Below are 24638 nucleotides of genomic sequence, written 5' to 3' on the forward strand. Positions count from 1 at the left end.
CATGACCGACACCGCCCCCTCCAAGCTGCAGCAGCTCCGCGACCTGTCCGTGGTCGTCGCCGACACCGGCGATTACGACGCCATCAAGCGCCTCAAGCCGGTGGACTGCACCACCAATCCCACCCTGGTGAAGAAGGCGCTGGACCTGCCGGTGTATGCGGACCTGATCGAAGAGCAGCTGGCCTGGGCGCGTGCGCAGGGCGGCGGCGGCGGGCTGGTGGACGAGGTCGTGGACCGCCTGACCGTCGGCGTGGGCGCCAGGCTGGCCGGCCTGATTCCCGGCCGCGTCTCCACCGAGGTGGACGCCGACCAGGCCTACGACACCGGCGCCACCATCGCCAAGGCGCGCAAGTTCGTGCAGATGTATGCCGACCACGGCATCGACCGCGAGCGCATCCTCATCAAGGTCGCATCCACCTGGGAGGGCGTGGAGGCCGCGCGCCAGCTGCAGGCCGAAGGCATCGACTGCAATCTCACCCTGATCTTCAACCCCACCCAGGCCATCGCCTGCGCCGAGGCCGGCGCATTCCTGATCTCGCCGTTCGTGGGCCGCATCCTGGACTGGTACGTGGCCAACGGGCAGGCCCCGGCGCACATCGACGAGGATCCGGGCGTGGTGTTCGTGCGCGGCGTGTACGCCGAGTTCAAGCGCCGCGGCTCGCCGACGGTGGTGATGGGCGCTTCGTTCCGCTCCACCGCGCAGATCGAGGCGCTGGCCGGTTGCGACCGCCTGACGATTTCGCCGGACCTGCTGGAGACGCTGGACCAGGACCGTGGTCCGCTGCCGCGCAGGCTGTCGCCCATCGAAGCGCAGCCGGTGAACGCCCAGGCGGTCACCGCGGACAGCTTCGGCGCCGCGCTGCAGGCCGACCCGATGGCGAAGGAAAAGCTGGCCACCGGCATCGAGACCTTCGCCAAGGACCTGGCCGCGCTGCGCGCCACCGTCCGCGAGAAGCTGTCCGCCTGACGCCACCCCCTTCCCGGCGCGGACGGGGCTGGCGCCCGCGCGCGGGACACGGGATGATCGGGCGCATGCGCGCCCTCCTGCTGTCGTCCGCCCTCCTCGCCGCATCCCCGATGGCCCATGCGTCATCGGGCGATGCCCGCCTGATCTTCGTCGGCGACATCATGGTGGCGGAAACGCCCGGCCAGCTGATCGCACGCGGCGAGGACCCCTTCCAGCCCTTCGCCTCGCTGCTGTCCTCGCACGACGTGCGGATAGGCAATCTGGAGTGCGTGGTCGCGACCACGGGCACGGCGGAAGGAAAACCGTACACGTTCCGCGCCGATCCACGCACGCTGCCGGTCCTGAAGCGGCATTTCGACGCCGTGTCGCTGGCCAACAACCACTCCGGCGATTTCGGCAAGGCCGCATTCGCCGAGCAGCTGGAACTGATGGACAGGGCCGGCCTGCCCTATTTCGGCGGCGGTCGCGACGCCACCGCAGCGCATGCGCCCTGGATCGTCGAGCGCAACGGCGTGCGCATCGCGCTGCTGGGCTATGTGGAATTCAAGCCCCGCTCCTTCGAAGCCGATGCCAGCCGGCCCGGCGTGGCCTGGAGCGGCGAGGACGACGACGTGATCGAGGACATCGTCGCCGCGCGGCGCGTGCATCGCGCGGACATCGTCATCCCCTTCATGCATTGGGGCTGGGAGGACGAACCCGACCCCAGTCCGCGCTTGCGCGCCTTGGCCCGGCGGATGATCGACGCCGGCGCCGACCTGGTGGTGGGGGGCCATCCGCACGTCACCCAGGGCGCCGAGTACTACCGCGGCAAGCCCATCATCTACAGCCTGGGCAACTTCCTGTTCAACGGATTCGACACGCCGGCGACGACCACCGGCTGGGTGCTGTCGGCCAGGGTGGACCGCACCGGCGTGCTGGACTGGCGCACGCACGTGGCGAGGCTCGACGCCAACGGCGTGCCGCATCCGGACCCGAGCGCCCGCAGTCCCTGCGCCAGCCCCGACCGCAAGGCCGTCAACCAATGCTCGGGCGAATGACATGAAGGCAAGGCGCGTGCTGACCCTCCTCGCCCTGGCGCCGCTGGCCATGCAGGCCCAGGCCGCCAGCGTGCGCTGCCACATCATCTACGGGGGCGAGCACTTCACCGTCGACGCGGCGCCGACCGACGATCCGTACCGGGCCACCGGCAGCAAGATCGGGCGCTACTTCGAGTTCAAGCCGGTCTACGTGGACCGCGCCACCACCGGCAAGGCCGTCAAGGTGTATGTCTACGGCATGGCCACCGGCCAGCCCGTGCTGATCCATGCGGCCACGCATTCGCCCCCGTTCGCCGGAACGCAGGAAGGACGCGGTTTCACCGGCTTCCATGCCGTCTACGAACCCACCAAGAGCAGCGAACTGCAGTACTGGTGCGAACACCTGCCGTGAAGCCGGCCGGGCGTGGGATCAGACGCCCAGCCCGATGGGACAGCTCACGCCGGTGCCGCCCAGCCCGCAATAGCCATTCGGATTCTTGGCCAGATACTGCTGGTGGTAGTCCTCGGCGTAGTAGAACGGCGGCGCCGGATGGACGATTTCGGTGGTGATGTCGCCGTAGCCGGCGGCGCGCAGCGTGTGCTGGTAGGCCTCCAGGCTGGCTTCGGCCGCGGCACGCTGTTCCGGCGTGTGGCAATAGATGCCGGAGCGGTACTGGGTGCCCACGTCGTTGCCCTGGCGCATGCCCTGGGTGGGGTCGTGACTTTCCCAGAACACCTGCAGCAGTCGCTCGAACGACACCTGCGCGGGGTCGTACACCACGCGCACCACTTCGTTGTGGCCGGTCTGGCCCGAGCAGACCTCTTCGTAGGTGGCATTCGGGGTACCGCCGCCGGCATAGCCGACCGCCGTGGTGTACACGCCGGGCAGCGTCCAGAACTTGCGTTCCGCGCCCCAGAAGCAGCCCAGGCCGAACTCGACCTGCTGCAGGCCGTCGAACGCATCGCGCAGCGGGCGTCCGTTGACGAAGTGGATGTTGTGCAGCGGCAACGGCGTGCTGCGTCCCGGCAGCATGTCTTCCGCGCGCGGCATGCGCTGCTTGTAGGCTCCGATACCCAGCATGGCCAACCTCGTGTGTCGGGGGAAAGCGGATCAGGCCGGCAGGATGCCCAGGCCTTCGTCGTCGCCTTCCAAGATGGGGCCTTCGCCGCCGGATTCCAGCCCCAGACCCTGCACCACGTCCTGCGCCTGCGGGAACGCCGTGTCCGGTACGCAGACGCGCAGCACGCCGAACAGCGGCAGTTCGCCCATGCCGCCCAGCAGCGACTCGCCGAACACGAAGGCCGGGACCTCCGCTTGCTCCAGTGCGTGCTTCACCAGATGGGCGTCGAACAGGTTGTCGGCCAGATAGACCACGCGCATGGATGCATCCTCCAAGGCCAGCCTACACCCGCTCAGCCGGGCAAGGGCGTGCGCAAGGCCTCCGTGGCCGGCACCGATTCAGGCTCGATCGCCGCCGCGGCGCGCCATGCCTGCATCGCCGGCAGCGCGAACAGCGCCTGCATGTAACGGTGCGCCGTCTCGTCCACGTCCACGCCATAACCCGCGAAGCGCACCGCCACCGGCGCGTACATCGCATCGACAATGCCGAATCCGCCGAACAGGAACGCCCCACCCCCGCCATGCGCCGCGCGCAGCGCGCGCCACAGCGCCTGGATGCGGTCGATGTCGCGCTGCGCAGCGGCGTCCCAGCGGTAGGCATCCGGCGTGCGCCGGCTGTTCATCGGCAGCTGCGTGCGCAGGGCCGCGAACCCCGAATGCATCTCCGCCGCCGCTGCGCGCGCGACCGCACGCGCAGCGCGGTCGCGCGGCCAGCCCTGGCCGTCCAGCCAGCGCTCGTTGGCGTATTCGCAGATCGCCAGCGAATCCCAGACATGCACATCGCCATCGCGCAGGGCGGGCACCTTGCCGGTAGGAGAATGGCGCCCGACTTCCGCGGCGAACTGCGGGGTATCCAGCGGCAGGCGGACTTCCTCGAAGGCCACGCCGAAATGGCTGAGCAGCAGCCAGGGGCGCAGCGACCAGGACGAGTAGTTCTTGTTGCCGATGACCAGGACGGGAAGGCTCATGGGCGGGACCGAGGCGCGAGGGCCGTTCAGGATAGACCAGCCCGGGCGCCGGACGGGCTAAACTTGCGTTTTCCCGAGCCTGCCGCCTTCCCGATGTCCAACGACGCCGCCCATCCTGCCGCCCTTCCGGACGATGCCGCCCCCGAAAAGCGGGACTTCATCCGCCAGATCGTGCGCGAGGACCTGGCCAGCGGCCGCCACGCCGCGGTGAAGACGCGTTTCCCGCCCGAGCCCAACGGATACCTGCACATCGGCCACGCCAAGGCCATCTGCCTGGACTTCGGCATTGCCGCCGAGTTCGGGGGCGTCTGCAACCTGCGCCTGGACGACACCAACCCCGCCAAGGAAGACCCCGAGTACGTGCGCGCCATCCAGGACGACGTGCGCTGGCTGGGCTTCGACTGGCACGACCTGCGCCACGCCTCGGACTATTTCGAGGTGCTGTACCTGGCCGCCGAGAAACTGATCCGCCAGGGCGATGCCTTCGTCTGCGACCTGAGCGCGGACGAGGTGCGTGCGTACCGCGGCACCCTGACCGAGCCCGGCCGCGACTCGCCGTACCGTGGCCGCAGCGTGGAAGAGAACCTGGACCTGTTCCGCCGCATGCGCGCGGGCGAGTTCCCGGATGGCGCGCGCACGCTGCGCGCGAAGATCGACATGGCCAGCGGCAACATCAACCTGCGCGATCCCGCGCTGTACCGCATCAAGCACGTCGAGCACCAGAATACCGGCAACGACTGGCCGATCTATCCGATGTACGACTACGCGCATTCGCTGAGCGACGCGGTGGAAGGCATCACCCATTCGCTGTGCACGCTGGAGTTCGAGGACCACCGGCCGCTGTACGACTGGTGCGTGGACAAGGTGGACCTGGCCGGCTGCCCGGAGCTGATCGCGCCGCTGCTGGCCAAGGGCCTGCCGAAGGAGGCCAGCAAGCCGCGCCAGATCGAGTTCTCGCGCCTGAACTTCAACTACCTGGTGATGAGCAAGCGCAAGCTGCTGGCGATGGTCAACGACCACCTGGTCGACGGCTGGGACGATCCGCGCATGCCCACGCTGCAGGGCATCCGCCGCCGCGGCTACACGCCGGCCGCGCTGCGCCTGATGGTGGACCGCGTGGGCATCAGCAAGCAGAACTCGCTGCTGGACATCGGCATCCTGGAAGGCGCGCTGCGCGAGGACCTGGATGCGGCCGCGCCGCGCCGCATGGCCGTGATCGACCCGGTGAAGCTGGTGCTGGCCAACCTGCCCGAAGGCCACGAGGAAACACTGACGTTCCCGAACCACCCCAAGGACGAGTCCTTCGGCCAGCGCAGCGTGCCGTTCTCGCGCGAGCTGTGGATCGAGCGCGAGGATTTCGAGGAAGTGCCGCCTAAGGGCTTCAAGCGCCTGACCACCGGTGGCGAAGTGCGCCTGCGCGGCGCCGGCATCGTGCGCTGCGATGAAGTGGTCAAGAACCAGGCCGGCGACATCATCGAACTGCGCGGCTGGCTGGACCCGGAATCGCGCCCGGGCATGGCCGGCGCCGAACGCAAGATCAAGGGCACCATCCACTGGGTCAGCGCCACCCACGCCGTCGCGGCGGAAATCCGCCTGTACGACCGCCTGTTCACCGTACCGAACCCCGATGACGAATCGGAAGGCAAGACCTACCGCGACTACATGAACCCGGACTCGCGGCGCACGGTCACCGGCTACGTGGAGCCGGCGGCCGCCAGCGCGGCACCCGAGCAGTCGTTCCAGTTCGAGCGTACCGGCTACTTCGTGGCCGACCGCTACGACCACACGCCGCAACGTCCGGTGTTCAACCGCAGCGTCACCCTGCGCGACACCTGGGCGACCCGGGCCTGATGCCGGCGCCTTTCACCGCGTCTTGAAGCGGCGAAAGGCAGGCTGGCGCGCACCACCACCGAGGAAGGAGTCCGCCATGCCCCGCATCGCACTGCATCTGTGGCCTGCCCTGCTGTCCTGCCTGTTGCTGTTCGCGCTGTCGGGCTGCGCGGCGCCGGCTTCCTCCGACGGCGTGGCCGCCGACCCGCCCCCCGCATCGACGCCGCCGCCCAAGCCGACCGGCGGCAACCTGCCCGCGCGCGAAGCCGGCGCCGTCACCGTGGACTACGCCTGCAGGACCAGCGCCGACTGCGCGGTGAAGAACGTGGGCAACTGCTGCGGCGCGATGCCCGCCTGCGTCAACAAGGACAGCCCCACCGACCCGCAGGGCGTGCAGGCGCAATGCGCCGCCAGCGGCCGCATGAGCGTCTGCGGTTTCGCCGAGGTGACCGCCTGCCAGTGCGTCAGTGGCCGCTGCGAATCCGCCCCTCCTCCTTCGACATTGCCTGCCCGCTGATGCTCTACCAACAGATCCACCTGACCCTGCCCGCCTGGACCCACGACCTGGTCGATCCCGCGGCGACGTACGCGAGCGACGAGGACAAGGTCGCCCTGGCCATCGAGCTGTCGCGCCGCAACGTCGAGGCGAACTCCGGTGGACCGTTCGGCGCGGTGGTGTTCGGACCGGACCATCGCGTCCTCAGCCTCGGGGTGAACCGGGTGATGCCGCACACCTGCTCGCTGGCGCACGCCGAGACCATGGCCTACATGCTGGCGCAGCAGCGCCTGCAGACGCCGCGGCTCAACGAACGCATGGCGCCGGTGGTCCTGGCCACGTCCTCGCAGCCGTGCTGCCAGTGCTACGGCGCCACCGTGTGGGCGGGCATCGACCGGCTGCTGATCGGCGCGCGTGCCGAGGACGTGATGGAGCTGACCGAGTTCGACGAAGGCCCGTTGCCGGCCGACTGGATCGGGGAGCTCAACCGGCGTGGCATCGAGGTGGTGCGCGACCTGCGTCGCGACGACGCGCGCGCCGTGCTGCGCCACTACGGCGAATCGGGCGGCGACACGTATTGAGCCGGGCGCGGGGAAGCCCTGCACCCGGCTTCTCCTGTACCCTGTGGGCGCGGCAGGAGCCGCAGCCATCCGCTTCACGCGACCGCGCCATGTCATCGACGACCGGCCTGCTGGCCTATTGCCGCCAGGGATTCGAACCCGAACTTGCCGCCGAACTGACCGAGCGCGCCGCGCTGGCCGGGTTCGCCGGCTACGCGCGCGCGCAGCGCAACGATGGCCATGTGGTGTTCGTGTGCGAGCAAGCGCAGGCGCTGGACCGCGCCCTGCCCTGGCGCCAGCTGATCTTCGCGCGGCAGAAACTGCGGCTGCTGGCCGAGCTGCGCGGCATCGACCCCAGGGACCGCATCACGCCCATTCTCGCCGCCCTGGCCGGCGGCGGACGCTATGGCGACCTGTGGGTGGAGCATCCGGACTCGGACAGCGCCAAGCCGCTGGCGGGACTGGCGCGCAGTTTCGGCAACGCGCTGCGTCCGGCGCTGCGCAAGGCCGGATTCCTCACCGAAAAGGACGATGCGCGCCTGCCGCGCCTGCACGTGGTGTTCGTGCAGGGCGACCACCTGTTCCTGTGCGTGGCCGATGCCCGCGACAGCGCGCCGTGGCCGCTCGGCATCCCGCGCCTGAAGCTGCTGCCGGATGCGCCATCGCGCTCGGCGCTGAAGCTGGAAGAAGCCTTCCTGTCGCTGCTGGACGAGCGCCAGCGCGAGGCACTGTTGAAGCCCGGCATGACCGCCGCCGACCTGGGCGCCGCACCCGGCGGCTGGACCTGGGTGCTCACCCGCCACCACCTGCGCGTGACCAGCGTCGACAACGGCCCCTTGCGCGAGCACGTGCTGGCCACGGGCCTGGTCGAGCACCTTCGCGCAGACGGCTTCCACTGGAAGCCCCCGCAACCGCTGGACTGGATGGTCTGCGACATGGTCGAACAGCCACGGCGCGTCGCCGAGCGCATGGCGCAGTGGTTCCGCGAGGGCTGGTGCCGGCACGCCGTGTTCAACCTCAAGTTGCCGATGAAGAAGCGCTGGGACGAGACCAGGCTGTGCCTGGACCTGTTCGCGGACCAGGCCGGCAGGCCGCTGGAGATCCGCGCGCGCCAGCTGTACCACGACCGCGAAGAGATCACCGTGTTCGCCACGCCGGGCTGACACGCACAGACCCACTGCATGCCACCGGGGGGAAACGGATGACGTCACCTGGCTCCATACGCATGGCGGCGGTGTTGCTTGCCGCGCTGCTGGCCGGCTGCGCCCACATGGACGCGCCCGCCGGCGCCGGCGCGGCGGCCGAAGCGCTGTACGTCGCGCACGATGTCGTCGGCGACGGCGTGTTCGGTGAAGGCATCGAGGGCCCGGCCTTCGGCCCGGACGGTGCGCTGTATGCGGTGGGCCTGGGCCGCGGCGGCATCGGGCGGGTGACCTTCGATGCGGGTGGCAGGGCACGCGCGGAACGTTTCATCACGCTGCCGGAAGGCAGCACCGGCAACGGCATCCGCTTCGATGCCGACGGCTTCATGTACGTGGCCGACTACACCGGCCACCGGATCCTTCGCATCGATCCGCGCGACCGCTCGGTGGGCGTGTTCGCCACCCTGTCCGGCGCGCACCAGCCCAACGACCTCGCCTTCGCGCCGAACGGGATGTTCTACGCCAGCGACCCGGACTGGCGCACGGGCACCGGCCAGCTGTGGCGGATCCTGCCCTACGGGAGGGCCGCCCTGCTGGAAACCGGCATGGGCACCACCAACGGCGTGGAGGTCGGCCCCCGGGGCGACGTGCTGTACGTCAACGAAAGCGTGCAGCGGCGCGTGTGGGCCTACGACCTGGACGCCAGCGGCGAGCTGTCCGGCAAGCGCCTGCTGATCGCCTTTCCCGACCATGGCCTGGACGGCATGCGCACCGACGTGCGGGGCAATCTCTACATCGCCCGGTACGGGGCCGGCACGGTGGCGGTGGTGTCCCCGCAGGGCGAGCTGCTGCGCGAAGTGAGGCTCAAGGGACGCAAGCCGACGAATGTCGCCTTCGGCGGTCCCGACGGGCGCACGCTGTTCGTCACCCTGCAGGACCGTGGCGCCATCGAAGCCTTCCGTGTGGAACTGCCCGGGCGCGAAACCGGGCAGTGACGCCGCGGCGGCTCACTTGCGGCCCAGCGCGTCCTCGATGGCCTGCTGGGCCAGCGGCGCCATCACCGCGTAGCCGGCCGGCGTGGGATGCACACCGTCCGCGGCCAGCCGGGCATCCAGCCCGCCTTCGGCGTTGGCCATGGCGCGGTGGTAGTCCAGATGCACGGCCCCCGACTCGCGCGCGTAGGCCTCGATCCACCGGTTCAGCGCCCTGATCGGCTCGGCCGGCCGGTAACCCGGGCGCCAGGGATAGGCGCTGGCGGGCAGCACGGAGGCCAGCACCACGCGGATGCCGTTGGCCTGCGCCAGCTGCACCATCGAGCGCAGGTTGTCCTCGATCATGCGCTGCGTGGCTGGTCCCGTATTCCCGGCGATGTCGTTGGTTCCGGCCAGGATCACCACCACCTCCGGGTGCAGCGCGATCACGTCCTGGCGCAAGCGCACCAGCATTTGCGCAGTCGTCTGCCCGGAGATGCCGCGGTTGACGTACGGCTTGCCCGGGAAGAACGTCGTGTCCGCCACGCGCCCCCAGCCGTCGGTGATGGAATCCCCGTAGAACACCACGCGGCCCGCTTCGTGCGCGGGCAGGCGCGCGTTGTCTTCCCGATAGCGCGCCAGGCCCGGCCAGTCGAGCAGGCGCTGCTGCAGCCCCTGCACGCGCTCGGGCGGCAGCGATGCCGCCGGGGCGATGTAATCCGGATCCACCGCGGGCGCCTGCGTCTGGGCCCGGGCGCCGGTGGTAGCCAGCAAGGGAACGAGCAACAGGGCGCAGCGTACGAGCAGCATGGGGGAATCCGGTGGGTGGGGCTGGCGTACCCTACGCGATCCTGCGCCGCGCAGCACCTGTCGCGCCGGCACCCATGGCATGCGATGGGTTAGTCTCAGTCCCTGCAATCCGGCCAGGACATAGTGGCCCGACAGCGAAGGAGCGTCATGAATCCCCTCTCTCTCAAGGACCCCGCCGGCTTCGGCAACGAGTTCCTGCGCCTGACCCTGCTGCAGGGCTTCCAGTCGCTGACCAAGCGCGACCTGGAGTTGCTGATCTTCGTCCTGCTGGAACGCGATGGCGCCATCGGCCGCGACGAATCCAACTTCACCGTCGCCGGCAAGCTGCGCGTGACGCCGGCCAAGGTCAAGGCGCTGCGTCGCGACGGCTATGCCCGCTGGCGGGCACTGGTGCCGGAAGAACGCGACGCGGCCCTGCAGCGGATCGTGGCGACCGTGCTGACCGAGGCCAACCTGAAGGCCGGCGCGAAGCATGTCAGCGAACGCAGCCGCAAGGACGGCTTCCTCGCCATCCGCATCGAGCATCCGGACGACCACCAGCAGTTCGAACAGGCCATCCTCGACGTGGGCGCGCTGCCGGTGTACGAGCGCAACCGCGAGGTCGTCGCGGTGCGTTTCGACACCCTGCTGGCCATCGCCGAGCGCTGGGGCTACCTGCAGACGGATCCTGCGGCCGTCGTGGCGGAACTGAAGAAGCTGACCCCCACGGCCGAAGAAGTGGCCGACCTGCTGAAGAAGGACATCACCCGGCTGCGCTGGCAGGACGCGCGCAACGCACTCAACAGCCTGGGCGCGAAAGCCGTCACGAGTACCGCCGAAGGCGGGCTGAAGGGCCTGCTGAAGATCGTGTTCCCGTTCATCCCCGGCTGACCGGATTCAAGGGGCTGCGATCTCCACCCGCCTGCCGCCAGCGCGCGCGGACGCAAAGATCGCATCCAGGGCAAGCATGTCGCGCCAGCCCTCCTCGCCGGGCACGCGCGGCGGACGACGTTCCATGATGGCCAGCGCATCGGCATCCATCTGCCGCGCCTGCTGCGCGGGCGTGGCGCCGATCATCGCATCGAAGCGGCGCCCGTCGCTGGCCTGGCCACGCACGCCTTCGTACGCCTGGAACGGCGACAGTTCGTACCAGCCTTGCTCGCACTCGGCGCGCAGCAGGTTGAGGTTGCGGCCGAAGCTGGTGACGCCGTCGGCGATGACGCCATCCGGGAACTCCAGGCGGAAGCGCATCGTCTCGTCGACGCCGCGGAAGATCTCCGGACGTTCCACCGACGAGGTCGCGGTGACCGCGACCGGCTCGGCACCGGTGGTGTAGCGCGCGGCATTGAGTGCGTAGACGCCCATGTCGTACATCGCGCCGCCACCGCGCTCCGGATCCAGGCGCCAGTTGTCGCCGCTGGCGCCCTCGAACCCGTGGAAACCGGCCTCGGCGCGAATATGCCTGAGGCGGCCGAAGGGCCGGGACTCCGCCAGCGCCATCACCGCCTGCGTGTTGGGTTCGTGCTGCATGCGGTAGCCGATCGCCAGCTGCACGCGGTGCCGCCGGCAGGCGTCGATCATCGCGTGCGCTTCGGCCGCATCCATCGCCATCGGCTTCTCGCACCACACGTGCTTGCCCGCGGCGGCCGCACGCAGGGTGAACGGCTTGTGCAGATGGTTGGGCAGCACGACGTAGACCACGTCGATGTCCGTGTTGTCGGCGATGCGGTCGAAGCCGGCGTAGTCGTAGACGTTGCGATCGGGGATGCCGTATCGCCGCTGCCACTCCGCCGCCTTCGCCGGCGTGCCGGTGACGATGCCGGCCAGGCGGCAGTGCTGGGTGGCCTGCAGGGCGGGCGCCAGCAGGTCGCGGCTGTAGTAGCCCAGGCCGACCAGGGCGACGCCCAGCGGCCGCAAGCGCTTGGCCTGCACGCGTGGCATCACGCCTGCCAGGCCGGCGGCCCCCAGGGCGCCCAGCAGGCGCCGGCGGGCGGGATCGTGCACGGGAGAAGCGTCGTCGTTCATCGCGGCAACCTCGTGGGGGAATCCCGAGGCTACCGCATGCCTGCAGCCGATGTCGTCAACGCCCGCGCTGGCCCGCCGCGTGGCGCCAGAAGAAGTCCACCAAGGGTGGCAGCTTGCCGGCCAGCCCCAGCAACGGCCCACGCAGCAGGGTCAGGTGCATCTGGTCGTTGGAGAACAGACGGTTGATGCCTTCGAAGGCATGGGCCGCGGCCGCATTCTCGCTGCGGCGCTGGCGCGCCCAGCGCTCCAGCCGGTGCGGCGCATCCCAGTCGGTGCGCTTGGCGGTGGCGGCGCGGAGGCCGTCGCGCAAGGCCGCGACGTCGCGCAGGCCGAGGTTGACGCCCTGCCCCGCCAGCGGATGCACCACGTGCGCGGCATCGCCCGCGACGATCACCCGCCCGGCGACATAGTCCCTGGCCAGCTGGCGCCTCAACGGAAACGCGGCGCGCGCAGAGGCCAGGGTCACGTCGCCGCGCTGACCGCCCATGGCCTGCGTCAGCTCCCGGCTGAAGAGGGTTTCATCGAGCGCCAGCACGCGCTCGGCCTCCGCGTCGGGCAGCGTCCAGACGATGGAACTGAGCCCGTCCGCGAACGGGAGGAATGCCAGCGGACCGCTCGGCAGGAAGCGTTGCCAGGCGGTGTCCTCGTGCGGCTCCCCGGTGCGCACGAACGCCACCACGCCACGCTGGGCGTAATCGTGCGCGGCAACCTCCAGCCCGGCCAGGCGCCGCAGCGTGGAATCGCCGCCGTCGGCAGCCACCGCCAGCCGCGCATCGACGCGCGTGCCATCGTCCAGCCGCAGCGTCACGCCGCCCGCGTCCTGCTCCATCGCCTCCACGCGCGCCGGGCAGCGCACCTGCACGCCGGCCGCCGGCAGCGCGGCCCACAGCCGGTCCACCAGCAGCGCGTTCTCGACGATCCAGCCCAGTTGCGTGCGCCCCAGCGCATCGGCATCGAAGCGCAATTCGTCGCCGCCCGCCGCGTCCCAGACGCGCATGCGCCGATACGGCTGCGCGCGCGCAGCGCGCACGGCGTCCCATACGCCGGCCGCGTCGAGCAGCGCCGCGTTGTCGGGCGCGAAGGCATACACGCGCAGGTCCGGGTGCGACGGCGACCAGCGCGGCGGCTCGCGGCCTTCGACCAGCATCACCTCCAGCCCCTCGCGCGCCAGCACCAGCGCACAGGCCGCCCCCACCACGCCGCCGCCGACGACGGCCACGTCGATCTGTCCGCGCCGCTTCATGCCGCCTCTCCCCGGCAGAGTGCCGGTACGTCGCCACGGAAGCCCATCGCGCCGCCCACCAGGAACGCCTGCAGCGAGGGTTGCGCCTCCATGGCCACCAGGCCTGCGCTGCGCAGCGGCTTCAGCAGCGGCGACGGGTTGGCCGTCAGGCGCGCCAGGCCGTCGGAGAACGCGAGCGTGCGTTCGCGGTCCTCGCGCCGCCGCGCCGCATAGGCGGCCAGGCTGGCGGCGTCGCCCGGATCGTCGCGGCGCGCGATCTCCTCGGCCAGCGTCAGGGCATCGCGCAGGCCCAGGTTGAAGCCCTGCGCGCCGATCGGATGGATCGTCTGCGCCGCATTGCCCAGCACCACCGCGCGGTCGGCGACCAGCCGTTGCGCGACGACGCGGGCGATGGGATACGCGCTGCGCTCGCCGCTGGCGACCAGCCGACCGATGCGCCAGCCGACCGCATGCTGCAGGCGCGCCCGCCATGCCGCTTCGTCCAGAGCGGCGACCGCCCCGGCCTGCTCGCGCGCCACGCCGTGCACGACGCCCCAGTGGCGGTCGCCACGCGGGAGCAGCGCGGTGGGGCCGTCGTCGCCCAGGCGTTCGTACGCGGTGCCGTCCGGCGCCTGCGTGGCGCGCACCCGGGCGACGAACAGGGTCTGGCCGTAGTCGTGCTCGCCCACGCCGATGCCCAGCGCTTCGCGCACGGCGCTGCGGGTGCCGTCGGCGGCCACCACCAGGCGGGCATGCAATGTGCGCTCGCCCTCGGCATCGGCGATCCGCAGCGCGCGGTGGCCTGCTTCGTCCGGGGCGAAGCCGACGAAACGTGCCGGCCGATACCGGGTCAGCCGCGACAGGCCACCCAGCCGGGCCTCCAGCGCCTCGCCGAAGTCGCGCGCCACCACCACCTGGCCGAACGTGGCGCGGCCGTAGTCCTGCGCATCCAGCCGGACCCGGCCGAAATCTCCCTGCCGGCTGATGTGGATGCGGCGGATCGGTCCGGCAGGCGTGCGCAGTTGCTGCATCACGCCCAGCGCGGTCAGCGCATTGACCGTCGCCGCCGCGAAACTGAGGTTGCGCTGGTCGAACACCGCCGGCATCTGCCCGGCAGGCGCCGCCTCCACCAGGCCCACGTCCATGCCCTGGCGCTCCAGGGCGATGGCCAGACTGGCACCCACCAGCCCGCCGCCCACGATCACTACGTCATGCCGATCTGTCATGCCCACATGATAGCGCCCGCCCTGCGGCCCCCGGCCGGCCGGCTCCGGTAGAATGCGGGGCTGAGTCTCCGGAACCGTGCCTGATGAACACCACTTCGCAACGCGCCCTCGTGATGGCGCTGGTCGCCGCCCTGCTGGTCCTCACCCGCCTGCACCTGCCCACCACGTTCGGCCATCTCGGCCCGCTGCCCGATGCCAGCTGGGCCGCGTTCTTCATCGGCGGCTACTACCTGCGCGGCTGGTCGCGCTGGGCGTTCCCGCTGTTCATGGCGGCGGCGGTCGCGGTGGATTACGTGGTCATCAGTGGCCAGGGCATGAACTTCTGGACGCACTACTGCGTGTCGCCGGCGTACTGGTTCCTGCTGCCGGCCTACGGCGCCCTGTGGGCCGGCGGCGCGCTGCTGCGCCGCTACCAGTCCGCGCACCACGGCCGCACGCTGGCCCTGCTGGGCGGCAGCCTGCTGGTCTCGGTGACCGTCTGCCATCTGCTCAGCCAGGGCAGCTTCTACTGGCTGAGCCCGGTCGTCAGCGAGCCCACAGTCGCGGGCTGGTGGAAGAATTTCAGCGACTGGTACCTGCCCTACCTGCGCGTGGCATCGATCTACGTGGGCCTGGCGGTCATCGTGCACGTGATGGTCGGCCAGGTCGTGCGCCTGGCCCGGCCGCACGGGCGTACCGCCGGCTGACCGGACCGGCACCGCGATGGGCAACCGCCTCTCGAAGATCTATACCCGCACCGGCGACGACGGCAGCACCGGTCTGGGCGACGGCACGCGCGTGGGCAAGGACTCCGCGCGCGTCACCGCCTACGGCACGGTGGACGAAGCCAATTCGGCCATCGGGGTGCTGCTGGCCGTGCCCGGCGTGGCGGACGACATCCGCGCCCTGCTGACCACCGTGCAGCACCAGCTGTTCGACCTGGGGGGAGAGCTCTGCATCCCCGGCCACGCCGCCATCACCGGCGACGATGTCGATGCGCTGGAGCGGCAGCTGGACCACTACAACGACGACCTGCCGCCGCTGAAGGATTTCATCCTGCCGGCCGGTGGCGAGGCGGCCTCGCGCTGCCACCTGGCCCGCACCATCGTGCGCCGGGCCGAGCGCGAGACGGTCACCCTGGCCCGCCATGACGCCGTGCGCCCGGAAGCGATCCGCTACCTCAACCGGCTGTCCGACCTGCTGTTCGTCCTGGCCCGGGTGCTGGCCCGCGCCGACGGCCAGGGCGAAGTGCTGTGGAAGCACGAACGGCGCCATTCCTGAGTCGTTGCCCCCCTGGCACGCTCCTGCTGGATGCCTGGGTGTTGTAGGCGCGGGCCATGCCCGCGATACTTTTTTGCCTGATCGGCCAGGAACAGCATCGCGCCCATGGGGCGCTCCTACGGATCTGCGGGCGTTGCCGGAGGGGGCGTGACCCGGGTGATGCGTCTCGATGGTCGCTGCCCCCGAAAGGTCGAATGCCCGTCGCTTCGAGGGCGCGCTTAGAATGGGGCGCGCCTCCCTTCGTGGAGGGACCGTTCGCGCCCTTTCCCGGACAACCGCGGCCTCTTGATCATCTACACCCACCCCGCCTGTCTCCTGCACGATCCGGGCCCCGAGCACCCGGAGCGGCCGGCACGGCTGGAAGTGGTCCTGGAGGCGCTGCGCGGGCAGCACGGCGATGCCGACTGGCGCGAAGCGCCCATCGTGAAGCTGGGCGACCTGCGGCGGGTGCACGACGACGCGCTGGTGCACGAGGTGCTGGAGGCCGACGTGGCCGGCTACCGCATGCTCGACCCGGATACGGTGATGTGCCCGGCCTCCCGCGCGGCGGCGCTGCGGGCGGCGGGGGCCGGCGTGGCGGCGGTGGATGCGGTGTTGAACGGCGAGGACCGCGCGGCCTTCTGCGCGGTACGCCCGCCCGGCCACCATGCGACCGGCACGGCGGCCATGGGGTTCTGCCTGTTCAACAACATCGCCGTGGCGGCCGCCTATGCCCTCGACAGGCACGGGCTGGAGCGCGTGGCCGTCGTCGACTTCGACGTGCACCACGGCAACGGCACCCAGGCCATCTTCTACAACGACCCGCGCGTGGCCTATTTCAGCAGCCACGAATCAGGCATCTATCCGAACAGCGGCGCGCCCTATGAGCGCGGCGTGGGCAATGTGTTCAATGCCCTGCTGCCGCCGGGCAGCGGGGGCTTCCGCTTCCAGAACACCTGGGCGGACGAACTGCTGCCGGCACTGGACGACTTCAAGCCGCAGCTGCTGCTGATCTCGGCCGGGTTCGACGCGCACATGCGCGACCCGCTGGCGGACCTGATGCTGGAGACCGAGGACTTCGGCTGGCTGACCAGGCAGTTGCGCAGCGTGGCCGAACGGCACGCCGGCGGCAGGATCGTGTCCATGCTCGAAGGCGGCTACGACCTGGACGCCCTGCGCGAGTGCGCCGTGGCCCACGTGGACGCGTTGCGCTGAGCCGGACGGGGCCGCCCACCGGTCGCTGAACCCCGCCCGACATCGTCCGGGGGCCTTCATTGCCCGCATGCATGGGATGGGGCAAGCTAACGGCCGTTTTTCGTCCGACAGCGAGCCCAGTAACGCGTGCGCCCTGCCCTCCGCCTGCTCCCGTTACCCCTCAGCATCGCCCTGTGCCTGCCTGCGCTGGCCGACGATGAGAAGCCTGAAAGCTGGGCGCTGTGTCCCATCCAGGACGCAATCCCTGTCTTCAACGAGGCGCCGCAGCCCGCAACGGGCGGCAACGCCCAGGCCACGCGCGAGCAGCGGGCGGAACAACCCACCTCGATCGAGGGCGACCAACTGTCCGGCACCGAGGCCAATCCCCAGTACACCGGCGAAGTCGTCCTCACGCGGGGCGACCAGTTCCTGGGCGCGGACAACCTGAAGTACGATCAGGAGAAGGACACCTACGTCGCCGACGGCCACATCCGCTACCAGGACGCCGGCATCCGCCTGGTGGCCGACAGCGCGCGGGGCGACCAGGCTGCCGACGCGCACCAGATCGACAACGTGCGCTATCAGCTGGTGTCCCGTCGCGGCAACGGCGGCGCCGACCGCATCGACATGAAGGGGCCGGAAGGCAGCCTGCTGCATTCCACGTACTCCACCTGCGATCCCGAGGACCGCCGCTGGGAGCTGCGCTCGCGGCGCATCGACATCAACACCGACGACGGCTGGGGCGTTGCGCGGGGCGCGACGATCCGGCTGGGCAAGGTACCGGTGCTGTACGTGCCGTACCTGAAGTTCCCCATCGACGACCAGCGCCACACCGGCCTGCTGTACCCGGCCGTCGGCCTGTCCGGCCGCAACGGCTTCGACTGGAAGCAGCCGATCTACCTCAACCTGGCGCCGAACTACGACGCGACGCTGGAGCCGCGCTACATGAGCGAGCGCGGGTTCCAGATGGGCGCGGAGTTCCGCTACCTGTACGAGAAGGGACGCGGCGAGATCCAGGGCACCTGGATGAACAAGGACGACCTGGTCCGCGACCGCATGAGCGAGGAGGACTACGACCCCCTCAACCCGAACAACCCCGATCCCGACGACGGCCGCGGCTTCTTCTCCTTCCAGGGCAACCACCGCTTCAGCCGCAACTGGCAGGCGCGCGCCAACCTGATCTGGCTGAGCGACGCCCGTTACCAGGAGGACTTCGGCAATTCGCTGTATGGCCAGGCGTACTCCTCGGTCACCAGCACGGCGGGTGTCTACGGCGCGGGGCAGTACTGGTCGGCCGGACTGATGGCCGATCATTGGCAGCTCGCGGACTACCTGAGCAGCGAGGCCTCGCTGCCCTACAACCGCCTGCCGCGCACCTATCTCAACTGGAACCAGCCCGTGAACCGATGGTTCACCGTGGGGGGCCACGCGGAAGCGGTTCGCTTCCAGCACGATGAGAAGCCCGGCGGCAGCCGCATCGACATCAAGCCCACCATCTCGTTCCCGCTGCAGGGCGCGGCGTGGTATGTCACGCCCACCCTCGCGTACCGGCACACCGAGTACCGGCTTGATGCAGATCTGGCTCAGGATCTGGCCATCAGCCAGGCGCGCACCGCCTACGGCGTCCCCGCCAACCAGGTCACGCCGGCGATGATCGCCGAGTTCTACGACCGCTCCCCCAGCCGCAGCCTGCCGATCGGCTCGCTGGATGCGGGCGTGTACTTCGACCGCGAAACCGAGATCAAGGGCGACCGTTTCCTGCAGACCCTGGAACCGCGGCTGTTCTATCTGAATGCCCCCTACCGCGAGCAGGACGGCCTGCCGATCTTCGACACCCGCCCGTTCAACTTCAGCTACGGCCAGTTGTTCCGCGACAACCGCTACACCGGTCCCGACCGCCAGACCGACGCCAACCAGCTGACCCTGGCGCTGTCCACCCGCCTGCTGAGGCAGAAGGACGGTCTGGAGCGGTTGTCGGCCAGCATCGGCCAGATCCGCTACTTCGAAGACAGCCGCGTCACCTATTCGTCCGCGGAAACTCCACTCGAAAAGGGCAAGTCGGCCTGGGTGGTGGACGCCAACTACGCGCCGACCGACCGCTGGACCATCGGCGCGTCCTACCAGTGGGACCCCAAGTTCCGCCGCGAGGACCTGGCCAGCGTCCGTGCGCGCTACCTGCTGCCCGACGACGGCGTGGTGAACATCACCTACCGCCGGCGCCGCGACCTGCTGGAACAGGCCGACTTCTCCTTCCTCTATCCGGTCACCCCCGCCTGGAGCGTGGTGGGCCGCTACTACCACTCGTTCTACCGCGATGCCGCCACCGACCAGGAGCCCGGCCTGCTGGAAGGCGTGGCCGGCGTGCAGTGGGACAGCTGCTGCCTGGCCGTACGCGCGCTGGTGCGCCGCTACGTGCGCAACCGCGAGGGCGAAATGAACACCGGCTTCCAGGTCGAGTTCGTCCTCAAGGGCCTGGGCTCGGCAGGCCAGGACACGGAGCGCACCCTGCGCCGTGCTATCCTCGGTTACTACCGAGACGACCTCTATCTCGTCCCGCCTAGCAATATCGCGCAGCGACCGGACGATACTTCCTACGATCCGGATCCGATTCCATGACCAAGCCGTTTCCCCGCTTCCTGATTGCCGGCCTGCTGGCCCTCTCGACCATCGCCATGCCGGCGATGGCGCAGACGCTGCAGCCGCTGGACCGCATCGCCGCCGTCGTCAACGAGGACGTGGTGCTGCAGAGCGAGATGGACCGCGCCGTGCAGAACGTACTGGCCCAGTACGCCAACCAGCCGGGCCAGCTGCCGCCGCGCGCGGTGCTGGAACGGCAGGTGCTGGAGCGCCTGGTGCTGGTCAAGCTGCAGGTGGCCCGCGCCACCGAGAGCGGCATCCGCATCGGCGACGCCGAACTGACCAACGCCGTCAACGCGGTGGCCCAGCAGAACGGCACCACGCCGGACGGCCTGCGCCAGCGCCTCGAGGCCGATGGCATGTCCTTCGACGAGTTCCGCAGCTCGCTGCGCGACGAGATCACCATCCAGCGCCTGCGCCAGAGCTATGCGCAGTCGCGCGTGCAGGTGAGCGAGGGCGAAGTGGACGCGGCCATCGCGGCGCAGGCCGCCAGTGGCGTGCAGTACCGCCTGGCCCACATCCTGGTGGCGGTGCCCGACGGCGCCAGCGCCGAGCAGATCAGCACCGGCAAGAGCAAGATCGATGGCGTGAAGGCGCTGGTCGACAAGGGCGAACTGGACTTCTCCGCGGCCGCGGTGCGCTATTCCGACAGCCCCAACGCGCTGGAAGGCGGCGACCTGGGCTGGCGCAGCGTCGACGAGATCCCCACGGCGTTCGTGGAGATGCTCAAGGGCATGAATCCCGGCCAGGTGGTGGGCCCGCTGCGCGGCCCCAGCGGCTTCCAACTGCTGAAGCTGGTGGAAGTGCGCGATGCCGCGCAGACGGAGAAGCGCTCGGTCACCGAGTACAACGCGCGCCACATCCTGGTGCGCGTCACCCCGACCCAGGATGTCGCCGCGGCCAAGGCCAAGATCGACACCCTGCGCGCACGCATCGCCGGCGGCGCCGACTTCGTCGAGGTGGCCAAGGAGTCCACCGAAGACGCCAACAGCCGCGACGACGGCGGCGACCTGGGCTGGTTCCCGGCCGATGCCTTCGGCCCGGCCTTCGGCCAGCAGGTCACCGGCCTGCAGGATGGCCAGGTCAGCGCCCCGTTCCGCACCGACGCGGGCTGGCACATCGTCCAGCGCGTCGGCAGCCGCCAGACCGACGTGACCGACCAGAACCGCCGCGCCCAGATCCGCGAGACCATCGGCCGCCGCAAGGCCGAGGACGAATACAACCGCTTCCTGCAGGAGCTGCGTGGCGAGGCGTACGTCAGCTTCCGCACCGGCGACCGCGCAGAGGCCACGCCGGGCGGCTGAGATGGCGCCCCGGCTGGCGCTGGTACCGGGCGAGCCGGCCGGCATCGGTCCCGAGTTGTGCGTGCGGCTGGCGCAACAGCCGCGTCAGGACTGCTCCCTGCTGGCCTTCGGCGACCCGGCCACCCTGTCGGCGGCGGCGGATGCGCTGGCACTCCCGCTCCGGCTGCTCGACGAGCACGCGGTCGCCTCGCGCCCGGGCGACCTGCGCCTGCGGCCGGTGCCCAATGCGGCGGCCGGTGAGTTCGGCCACACCGATCCGCGCAATGCGCCTGCCGTCATCGAAGCGCTCACGCGCGCGGCCGCCGCCTGCCTGAGCGGCGAGCTCGATGGCCTGGTCACCGGCCCCGTGCACAAGGCCGCGATCAATGCCGGGGGCATCGCCTACACCGGCACCACCGAACTGCTGGCCGGGCACGCGGGCCGCCCGGTGGTGATGATGCTCGCCAACGCGATCGTCCGCGTCGCACTGGTCACCACGCACCTGCCGCTGCGCGATGTGGCGGACGCCATCACGGCGCCCAAGCTGGAGGAAGCGCTGCGCATCACCCACCAGGCGCTGCGTGCGGACTTCGGCATTCCCCATCCGGTCATCGCGGTCCTCGGGCTGAATCCGCACGCGGGCGAAGCCGGCCACCTGGGACGGGAGGAGATCGAGGTCATCGAACCGGTGCTGCACGCGCTGCGGGCGGATGGACTGGAGCTGGTCGGTCCGCTGCCCGCCGACACCGCCTTCCTGCCGCAGAAGCTGCGCGGCTTCGACGCGGTGGTGGCGATGTACCACGACCAGGGACTGCCGGTGCTCAAGTACAGCGGGTTCGAGCAGGCCGTGAACCTGACCCTGGGCCTGCCCTACCCCCGCGTGGCCGTCGACCACGGCACCGCGCTGGAGCTGGCCGGCAAGGGCATCGCCGACCCGTCCAGCCTGTTCGCCGCCGTCGCCACCTGTGCGCGCATGGCGTCAACGCGAGGAGTGAGCGGGGAGAAGTGAGGTGTGAGCAGATCTCCCACCTCTGTTCCCCTGGCTACCCACTCACTTCTCACTTCTCCACACTCACTCCTCTCCCCATGTCCTTCAAGGCTCCCCCCAAGAAGTCCCTCGGCCAGCACTTCCTGACCGATCGCACCTACATCGACAAGATCGTCATGGCGGTCAATCCCCAGCCGGGCGACCGCCTGGTCGAGATCGGGCCGGGCCAGGGCGCCATCACTTTCCCGCTGCTGCGCAGGCATGGCGAACTGACCGCCATCGAATTCGACCGCGACCTCATCACGCCGCTGATGGAGGCCGCCGAAGGGGTGGGCCGGCTCACCATCATCCACAAGGACGTGCTGGACGTGGATTTCGGCAAACTGGCGGGCGAAGACAGGCTGCGCCTGGTCGGCAACCTGCCCTACAACCTGTCCTCGCCCATCCTGTTCCATGCCATCGAGCACGCCTCGTCCATCCGCGACATGGTCTTCATGCTGCAGAAGGAGGTCGTGGACCGCATGGCCGCCGAACCCGGCAGCAAGGTCTACGGCCGGCTCAGCGTGATGCTGCAGGCCTACTGCCGCGTGGACAGCCTGTTCGTGGTGCCCCCCGGCGCGTTCCGTCCGCCGCCGAAGGTGGATTCGGCCGTGGCGCGGCTGGTGCCGCGCGCGGCGGACCAGGTGGGCATCCACGACCACCGCCGCTTCGCGGACGTGGTGCGTGCCGCTTTCGGCCAGCGCCGCAAGACATTGCGCAATGCGCTGTCCGGCACCTGCAGCGTGGAGCAGATCGAAGCGGCGGGGCTGCGCCCCGACCTGCGCGCGGAACAGGTACCGGTCGGCGACTTCATCCGTCTGGCCAACCAGCCCGATGCATCTTGAGTGCTGGGAGCGGCCTTGTTTCCGCTTTGACGTGCCATTGCATACACTGAACGCATGGATTCATCCGACTACGCCATCGACGTCGACGTCGCCACGCGCTTCCTGGACGATCAGTCCGCGCCGGAGGACGGGCGCTATGTGTTCGCGTACACCATCCGCATCCACAATCGCGGCCGCGTGCCCGCGCAGCTGCTGCGCCGCCACTGGGTGATCACCGACGCCAATGGCAAGGTGCAGGAAGTGCACGGCGAAGGCGTGGTGGGCGAACAGCCCTGGCTGAGGCCGGGCGAGGATTTCCGCTACACCTCCGGTGCCATCCTCGAAACCGCGCTGGGCACCATGCAGGGACGCTACGACATGCTCGCCGACGACGGCACCCGTTTCGACGCCCCCATCGCCGCCTTCACCCTGTCCGTCCCGCGGACCCTGCACTGAGGCCCGGCGCGCGATGAGTGTCTGGGCCATCGGCGACCTGCAGGGCTGCTACGACGCCACGCAGCGGCTGCTGGAAAAGATCCGCTTCGACCCCGCGCAGGACCGCCTGTGGTTCTGCGGCGACCTGGTGAACCGCGGCGGACAGTCGCTGGAAACCCTGCGCCTGGTGCATTCGCTGCGCGAACACAGCGTGGTGGTACTGGGCAACCACGACCTGTCCCTGCTCGCCATCGGCGAGCGCTCGCCGGAGGAGCAGCGCAAGGTCAATCCGGACCTGCAGCGCGTGGTGCTGGCCGACGACGCGCGCACGCTGCTGGACTGGCTGCGCCTGCAGAAGCTGCTGCACGTGGACCGCGACCTGGGCTGGATGATGGTGCATGCCGGCCTGGCGCCGAAGTGGACCACCACGCTGGCCGAGAAGCACGCCCGCGAAGTCGAGGCGCAGCTGCACGGCAACGGCTACCGCAAGCTGTTCCGCAACATGTACGGCGACAAGCCGAACTGGGCGCCGCACCTGTCCGGCCACGACCGTTCGCGCGCCATCATCAACGTCCTCACCCGCATGCGTTACTGCACCCCGCGCGGACGCATGGCCATCGAGGAGAAGGGCGCACCGGGCCGACAGGCGCAGGGCCTGTATCCCTGGTACGAAGTCCCGGGCCGCGCCGAGCGCGACCTGAAGATCGTCTGCGGTCACTGGTCCACGCTCGGCCTGATGATCGGCCATGGCGTGCATGCCATCGACACCGGCGCCGTGTGGGGCGGCAAGCTCACCGCCCTGCAGTTGGACACCGACGATATTCGACTCGTCCAGGTGGCCGGACGCGACGTGCCACCGCCGCCCAAAGGCGAATTGCCGAAGGACTGATGGGAAGGGCTGGGATTGCGCTTCGCTCCATCCCAGCCTACGGCCCCTCGTAGGCTGGGTTGCCAAACCCAGCTCCACGCAATGTGTCAGCCCCGTAGGCTGGGTTGCCAAACCCAGCTCCACGGAAGGTGTCAGGCCCCGCGAGTGCTGGGATTGCGCTTCGCTCCATCCCAGCCTACGACCCCCGTAGGCTGGGTTGCCAAACCCAGCTCCGCGGAAAGTGTCAGGCCCCGCGAGTGCCGGGATGGCGCTTCGCTTCATCCCAGTCTACCGATGGGGCCTTTCAGCGACGGTGGTACTCGACGAAGTCGAAGGCCAGCGCATGCCTGGCGTCGGTGGGATGCGGCTCGCGTGTGATTTCGCGCCATACCGCCGGATCGAAGACGGGGAAGAACGCGTGCGCATCCTCCACCACCGTATCGACCTCGGTCAGGTGCAGCATGTCGGCGCGGCCCAGGGTGAGCGCATACACCTCGCCGCCACCGATCACGCACAGCTCCTCCGCACCCTGCGTTTCCGCAATCCCGAGCGCTTCGTCCACGGACGCAACGGCCCGCATGCCCTCGAACGGCACGGTGCCGCTGCGGGTCAGCACCAGGTTGAGCCGACCGGGAAGCGCGCGACCCAGCGACTCGGCCGTCCTGCGCCCCATCAGCACGGGTTTGCCCAGCGTCAGCGCCTTGAAGCGCTTCAGGTCGTCGGGCAGACGCCACGGCAGGTCGTTGTCGCGGCCGATGGCGCGATGGCGGTCCAGCGCGGCGACCAGCGAAATGCGCAT

Annotated in this window: 25 protein-coding genes and 1 pseudogene; 18 read left to right on the plus strand and 8 right to left on the minus strand. The window is 70.0% G+C overall.

The annotated features are described in order from the left end of the window. Position 1: 1 nt before the first annotated feature. The 3 genes from MUU77_RS14190 to MUU77_RS14200 all read left to right on the plus strand — a co-directional run bounded on the left by MUU77_RS14190 (position 2) and on the right by MUU77_RS14200 (position 2395). A complete protein-coding gene (locus tag MUU77_RS14190) occupies positions 2–967 on the plus strand; it encodes a transaldolase (RefSeq protein ID WP_245088131.1) in 966 nt (321 codons plus the stop codon). Between the two features lie 65 nt (positions 968–1032). After that, the gene (locus MUU77_RS14195) at positions 1033–2004 is read left to right on the plus strand and encodes a CapA family protein (RefSeq protein ID WP_245088134.1); all 972 of its coding nucleotides are present in this window, start codon (positions 1033–1035) and stop codon (positions 2002–2004) included. A 1-nt stretch (position 2005) separates the two neighbouring features. Beyond that, a complete protein-coding gene (locus MUU77_RS14200; RefSeq protein WP_245088137.1) occupies positions 2006–2395 on the plus strand; it encodes a hypothetical protein in 390 nt (129 codons plus the stop codon). An 18-nt stretch (positions 2396–2413) separates the two neighbouring features. Here the strand turns inward: MUU77_RS14200 and msrA are convergent, their stop codons facing one another. From msrA to MUU77_RS14215, 3 genes are read right to left on the minus strand one after another with little or no spacing between them, the layout of a single operon-like run. Next, a complete protein-coding gene (gene msrA, locus MUU77_RS14205; RefSeq protein ID WP_245088139.1) occupies positions 2414–3064 on the minus strand; it encodes a peptide-methionine (S)-S-oxide reductase MsrA in 651 nt (216 codons plus the stop codon). A 30-nt stretch (positions 3065–3094) separates the two neighbouring features. Continuing rightward, the gene (locus MUU77_RS14210; RefSeq protein WP_245088142.1) at positions 3095–3364 is read right to left on the minus strand and encodes a DUF2007 domain-containing protein; all 270 of its coding nucleotides are present in this window, start codon (positions 3362–3364) and stop codon (positions 3095–3097) included. A 32-nt stretch (positions 3365–3396) separates the two neighbouring features. After that, on the minus strand, positions 3397–4071 hold the full coding sequence (locus MUU77_RS14215) for a glutathione S-transferase (RefSeq protein WP_245088145.1): 675 nt from the start codon (positions 4069–4071) through the stop codon (positions 3397–3399). Positions 4072–4164: 93 nt separating this feature from the next. Here MUU77_RS14215 and MUU77_RS14220 point away from each other — a divergent pair, with 93 nt between their 5' ends. The 5 genes from MUU77_RS14220 (at position 4165) to MUU77_RS14240 (ending at position 9094) form a co-directional block, all read left to right on the plus strand. Further along, a complete protein-coding gene (locus MUU77_RS14220; protein ID WP_245088148.1) occupies positions 4165–5922 on the plus strand; it encodes a glutamine--tRNA ligase/YqeY domain fusion protein in 1758 nt (585 codons plus the stop codon). Positions 5923–5998: 76 nt separating this feature from the next. Next, the gene (locus MUU77_RS14225; RefSeq protein ID WP_245088151.1) at positions 5999–6418 is read left to right on the plus strand and encodes a hypothetical protein; all 420 of its coding nucleotides are present in this window, start codon (positions 5999–6001) and stop codon (positions 6416–6418) included. Further along, a complete protein-coding gene (locus MUU77_RS14230) occupies positions 6418–6978 on the plus strand; it encodes a nucleoside deaminase (RefSeq protein ID WP_245088154.1) in 561 nt (186 codons plus the stop codon). The genes MUU77_RS14225 and MUU77_RS14230 overlap by 1 nt, the downstream gene beginning before the upstream one ends. 89 nt (positions 6979–7067) lie before the next feature. Next, positions 7068–8120, plus strand: a complete 1053-nt coding sequence (rlmM, locus tag MUU77_RS14235; RefSeq protein WP_245088157.1) for a 23S rRNA (cytidine(2498)-2'-O)-methyltransferase RlmM — start codon at positions 7068–7070, stop codon at positions 8118–8120. A 107-nt stretch (positions 8121–8227) separates the two neighbouring features. Next, a complete protein-coding gene (locus MUU77_RS14240; protein WP_245094514.1) occupies positions 8228–9094 on the plus strand; it encodes an SMP-30/gluconolactonase/LRE family protein in 867 nt (288 codons plus the stop codon). A gap of 12 nt (positions 9095–9106) precedes the next feature. Here MUU77_RS14240 and MUU77_RS14245 read toward each other — a convergent pair whose 3' ends face one another. Continuing rightward, the gene (locus tag MUU77_RS14245; protein WP_245088160.1) at positions 9107–9880 is read right to left on the minus strand and encodes an SGNH/GDSL hydrolase family protein; all 774 of its coding nucleotides are present in this window, start codon (positions 9878–9880) and stop codon (positions 9107–9109) included. A gap of 147 nt (positions 9881–10027) precedes the next feature. On the opposite strand from MUU77_RS14245, the gene MUU77_RS14250 reads away from it, so the two are divergent. Continuing rightward, entirely contained in the window at positions 10028–10750 is a 723-nt protein-coding gene (locus MUU77_RS14250) for a hypothetical protein (protein WP_245088163.1), read from the plus strand. A 6-nt stretch (positions 10751–10756) separates the two neighbouring features. Here the strand turns inward: MUU77_RS14250 and MUU77_RS14255 are convergent, their stop codons facing one another. Genes MUU77_RS14255 through ubiH form a run of 3 tightly spaced genes read right to left on the minus strand, consistent with a single transcriptional unit; the run spans position 10757 to position 14332 of the window. After that, a complete protein-coding gene (locus MUU77_RS14255) occupies positions 10757–11884 on the minus strand; it encodes a Gfo/Idh/MocA family oxidoreductase (RefSeq protein ID WP_245088166.1) in 1128 nt (375 codons plus the stop codon). Positions 11885–11939: 55 nt separating this feature from the next. Next, positions 11940–13127, minus strand: coding sequence for a UbiH/UbiF family hydroxylase (locus MUU77_RS14260; RefSeq protein ID WP_245088170.1), 1188 nt, complete (start codon positions 13125–13127; stop codon positions 11940–11942). Continuing rightward, a complete protein-coding gene (ubiH, locus tag MUU77_RS14265) occupies positions 13124–14332 on the minus strand; it encodes a 2-octaprenyl-6-methoxyphenyl hydroxylase (protein ID WP_245088173.1) in 1209 nt (402 codons plus the stop codon). The genes MUU77_RS14260 and ubiH overlap by 4 nt, the downstream gene beginning before the upstream one ends. An 83-nt stretch (positions 14333–14415) precedes the next feature. Between ubiH and MUU77_RS14270 the strand changes: the two genes are divergently transcribed. The 9 genes and pseudogenes from MUU77_RS14270 to MUU77_RS14310 all read left to right on the plus strand — a co-directional run bounded on the left by MUU77_RS14270 (position 14416) and on the right by MUU77_RS14310 (position 23860). Further along, complete coding sequence (locus MUU77_RS14270; RefSeq protein WP_245088176.1) at positions 14416–15018, plus strand: hypothetical protein; 603 nt, start codon at positions 14416–14418, stop codon at positions 15016–15018. Between the two features lie 16 nt (positions 15019–15034). Continuing rightward, positions 15035–15592, plus strand: a complete 558-nt coding sequence (locus MUU77_RS14275) for a cob(I)yrinic acid a,c-diamide adenosyltransferase (protein WP_245088179.1) — start codon at positions 15035–15037, stop codon at positions 15590–15592. A 285-nt stretch (positions 15593–15877) separates the two neighbouring features. After that, on the plus strand, positions 15878–16786 hold the full coding sequence (locus MUU77_RS14280; RefSeq protein ID WP_245088182.1) for a histone deacetylase family protein: 909 nt from the start codon (positions 15878–15880) through the stop codon (positions 16784–16786). 126 nt (positions 16787–16912) lie between these two features. Then, positions 16913–19381, plus strand: a complete 2469-nt coding sequence (gene lptD, locus MUU77_RS14285; protein ID WP_245088185.1) for an LPS assembly protein LptD — start codon at positions 16913–16915, stop codon at positions 19379–19381. Then, positions 19378–20688: pseudogene (locus MUU77_RS14290) on the plus strand (peptidylprolyl isomerase); the annotation flags it as partial. The gene lptD and the pseudogene MUU77_RS14290, both read left to right, overlap by 4 nt. 19 nt (positions 20689–20707) lie before the next feature. Further along, a complete protein-coding gene (gene pdxA, locus MUU77_RS14295; protein WP_245088190.1) occupies positions 20708–21694 on the plus strand; it encodes a 4-hydroxythreonine-4-phosphate dehydrogenase PdxA in 987 nt (328 codons plus the stop codon). A 77-nt stretch (positions 21695–21771) separates the two neighbouring features. Further along, the gene (gene rsmA, locus MUU77_RS14300) at positions 21772–22557 is read left to right on the plus strand and encodes a 16S rRNA (adenine(1518)-N(6)/adenine(1519)-N(6))-dimethyltransferase RsmA (protein ID WP_245088193.1); all 786 of its coding nucleotides are present in this window, start codon (positions 21772–21774) and stop codon (positions 22555–22557) included. Positions 22558–22611: 54 nt separating this feature from the next. Further along, entirely contained in the window at positions 22612–22992 is a 381-nt protein-coding gene (gene apaG / locus MUU77_RS14305) for a Co2+/Mg2+ efflux protein ApaG (RefSeq protein WP_245088196.1), read from the plus strand. Positions 22993–23005: 13 nt separating this feature from the next. Then, positions 23006–23860 carry a symmetrical bis(5'-nucleosyl)-tetraphosphatase gene (locus tag MUU77_RS14310; protein ID WP_245088200.1) on the plus strand — a complete coding sequence of 285 codons (855 nt, stop codon included), beginning with the start codon at positions 23006–23008 and terminating at the stop codon, positions 23858–23860. Between the two features lie 283 nt (positions 23861–24143). Here MUU77_RS14310 and MUU77_RS14315 read toward each other — a convergent pair whose 3' ends face one another. Further along, the gene (locus MUU77_RS14315; protein WP_245088203.1) at positions 24144–24638 is read right to left on the minus strand and encodes a dihydrofolate reductase; all 495 of its coding nucleotides are present in this window, start codon (positions 24636–24638) and stop codon (positions 24144–24146) included.

This window comes from Pseudoxanthomonas sp. F37 (assembly GCF_022965755.1).
GTDB lineage: Bacteria > Pseudomonadota > Gammaproteobacteria > Xanthomonadales > Xanthomonadaceae > Pseudoxanthomonas_A.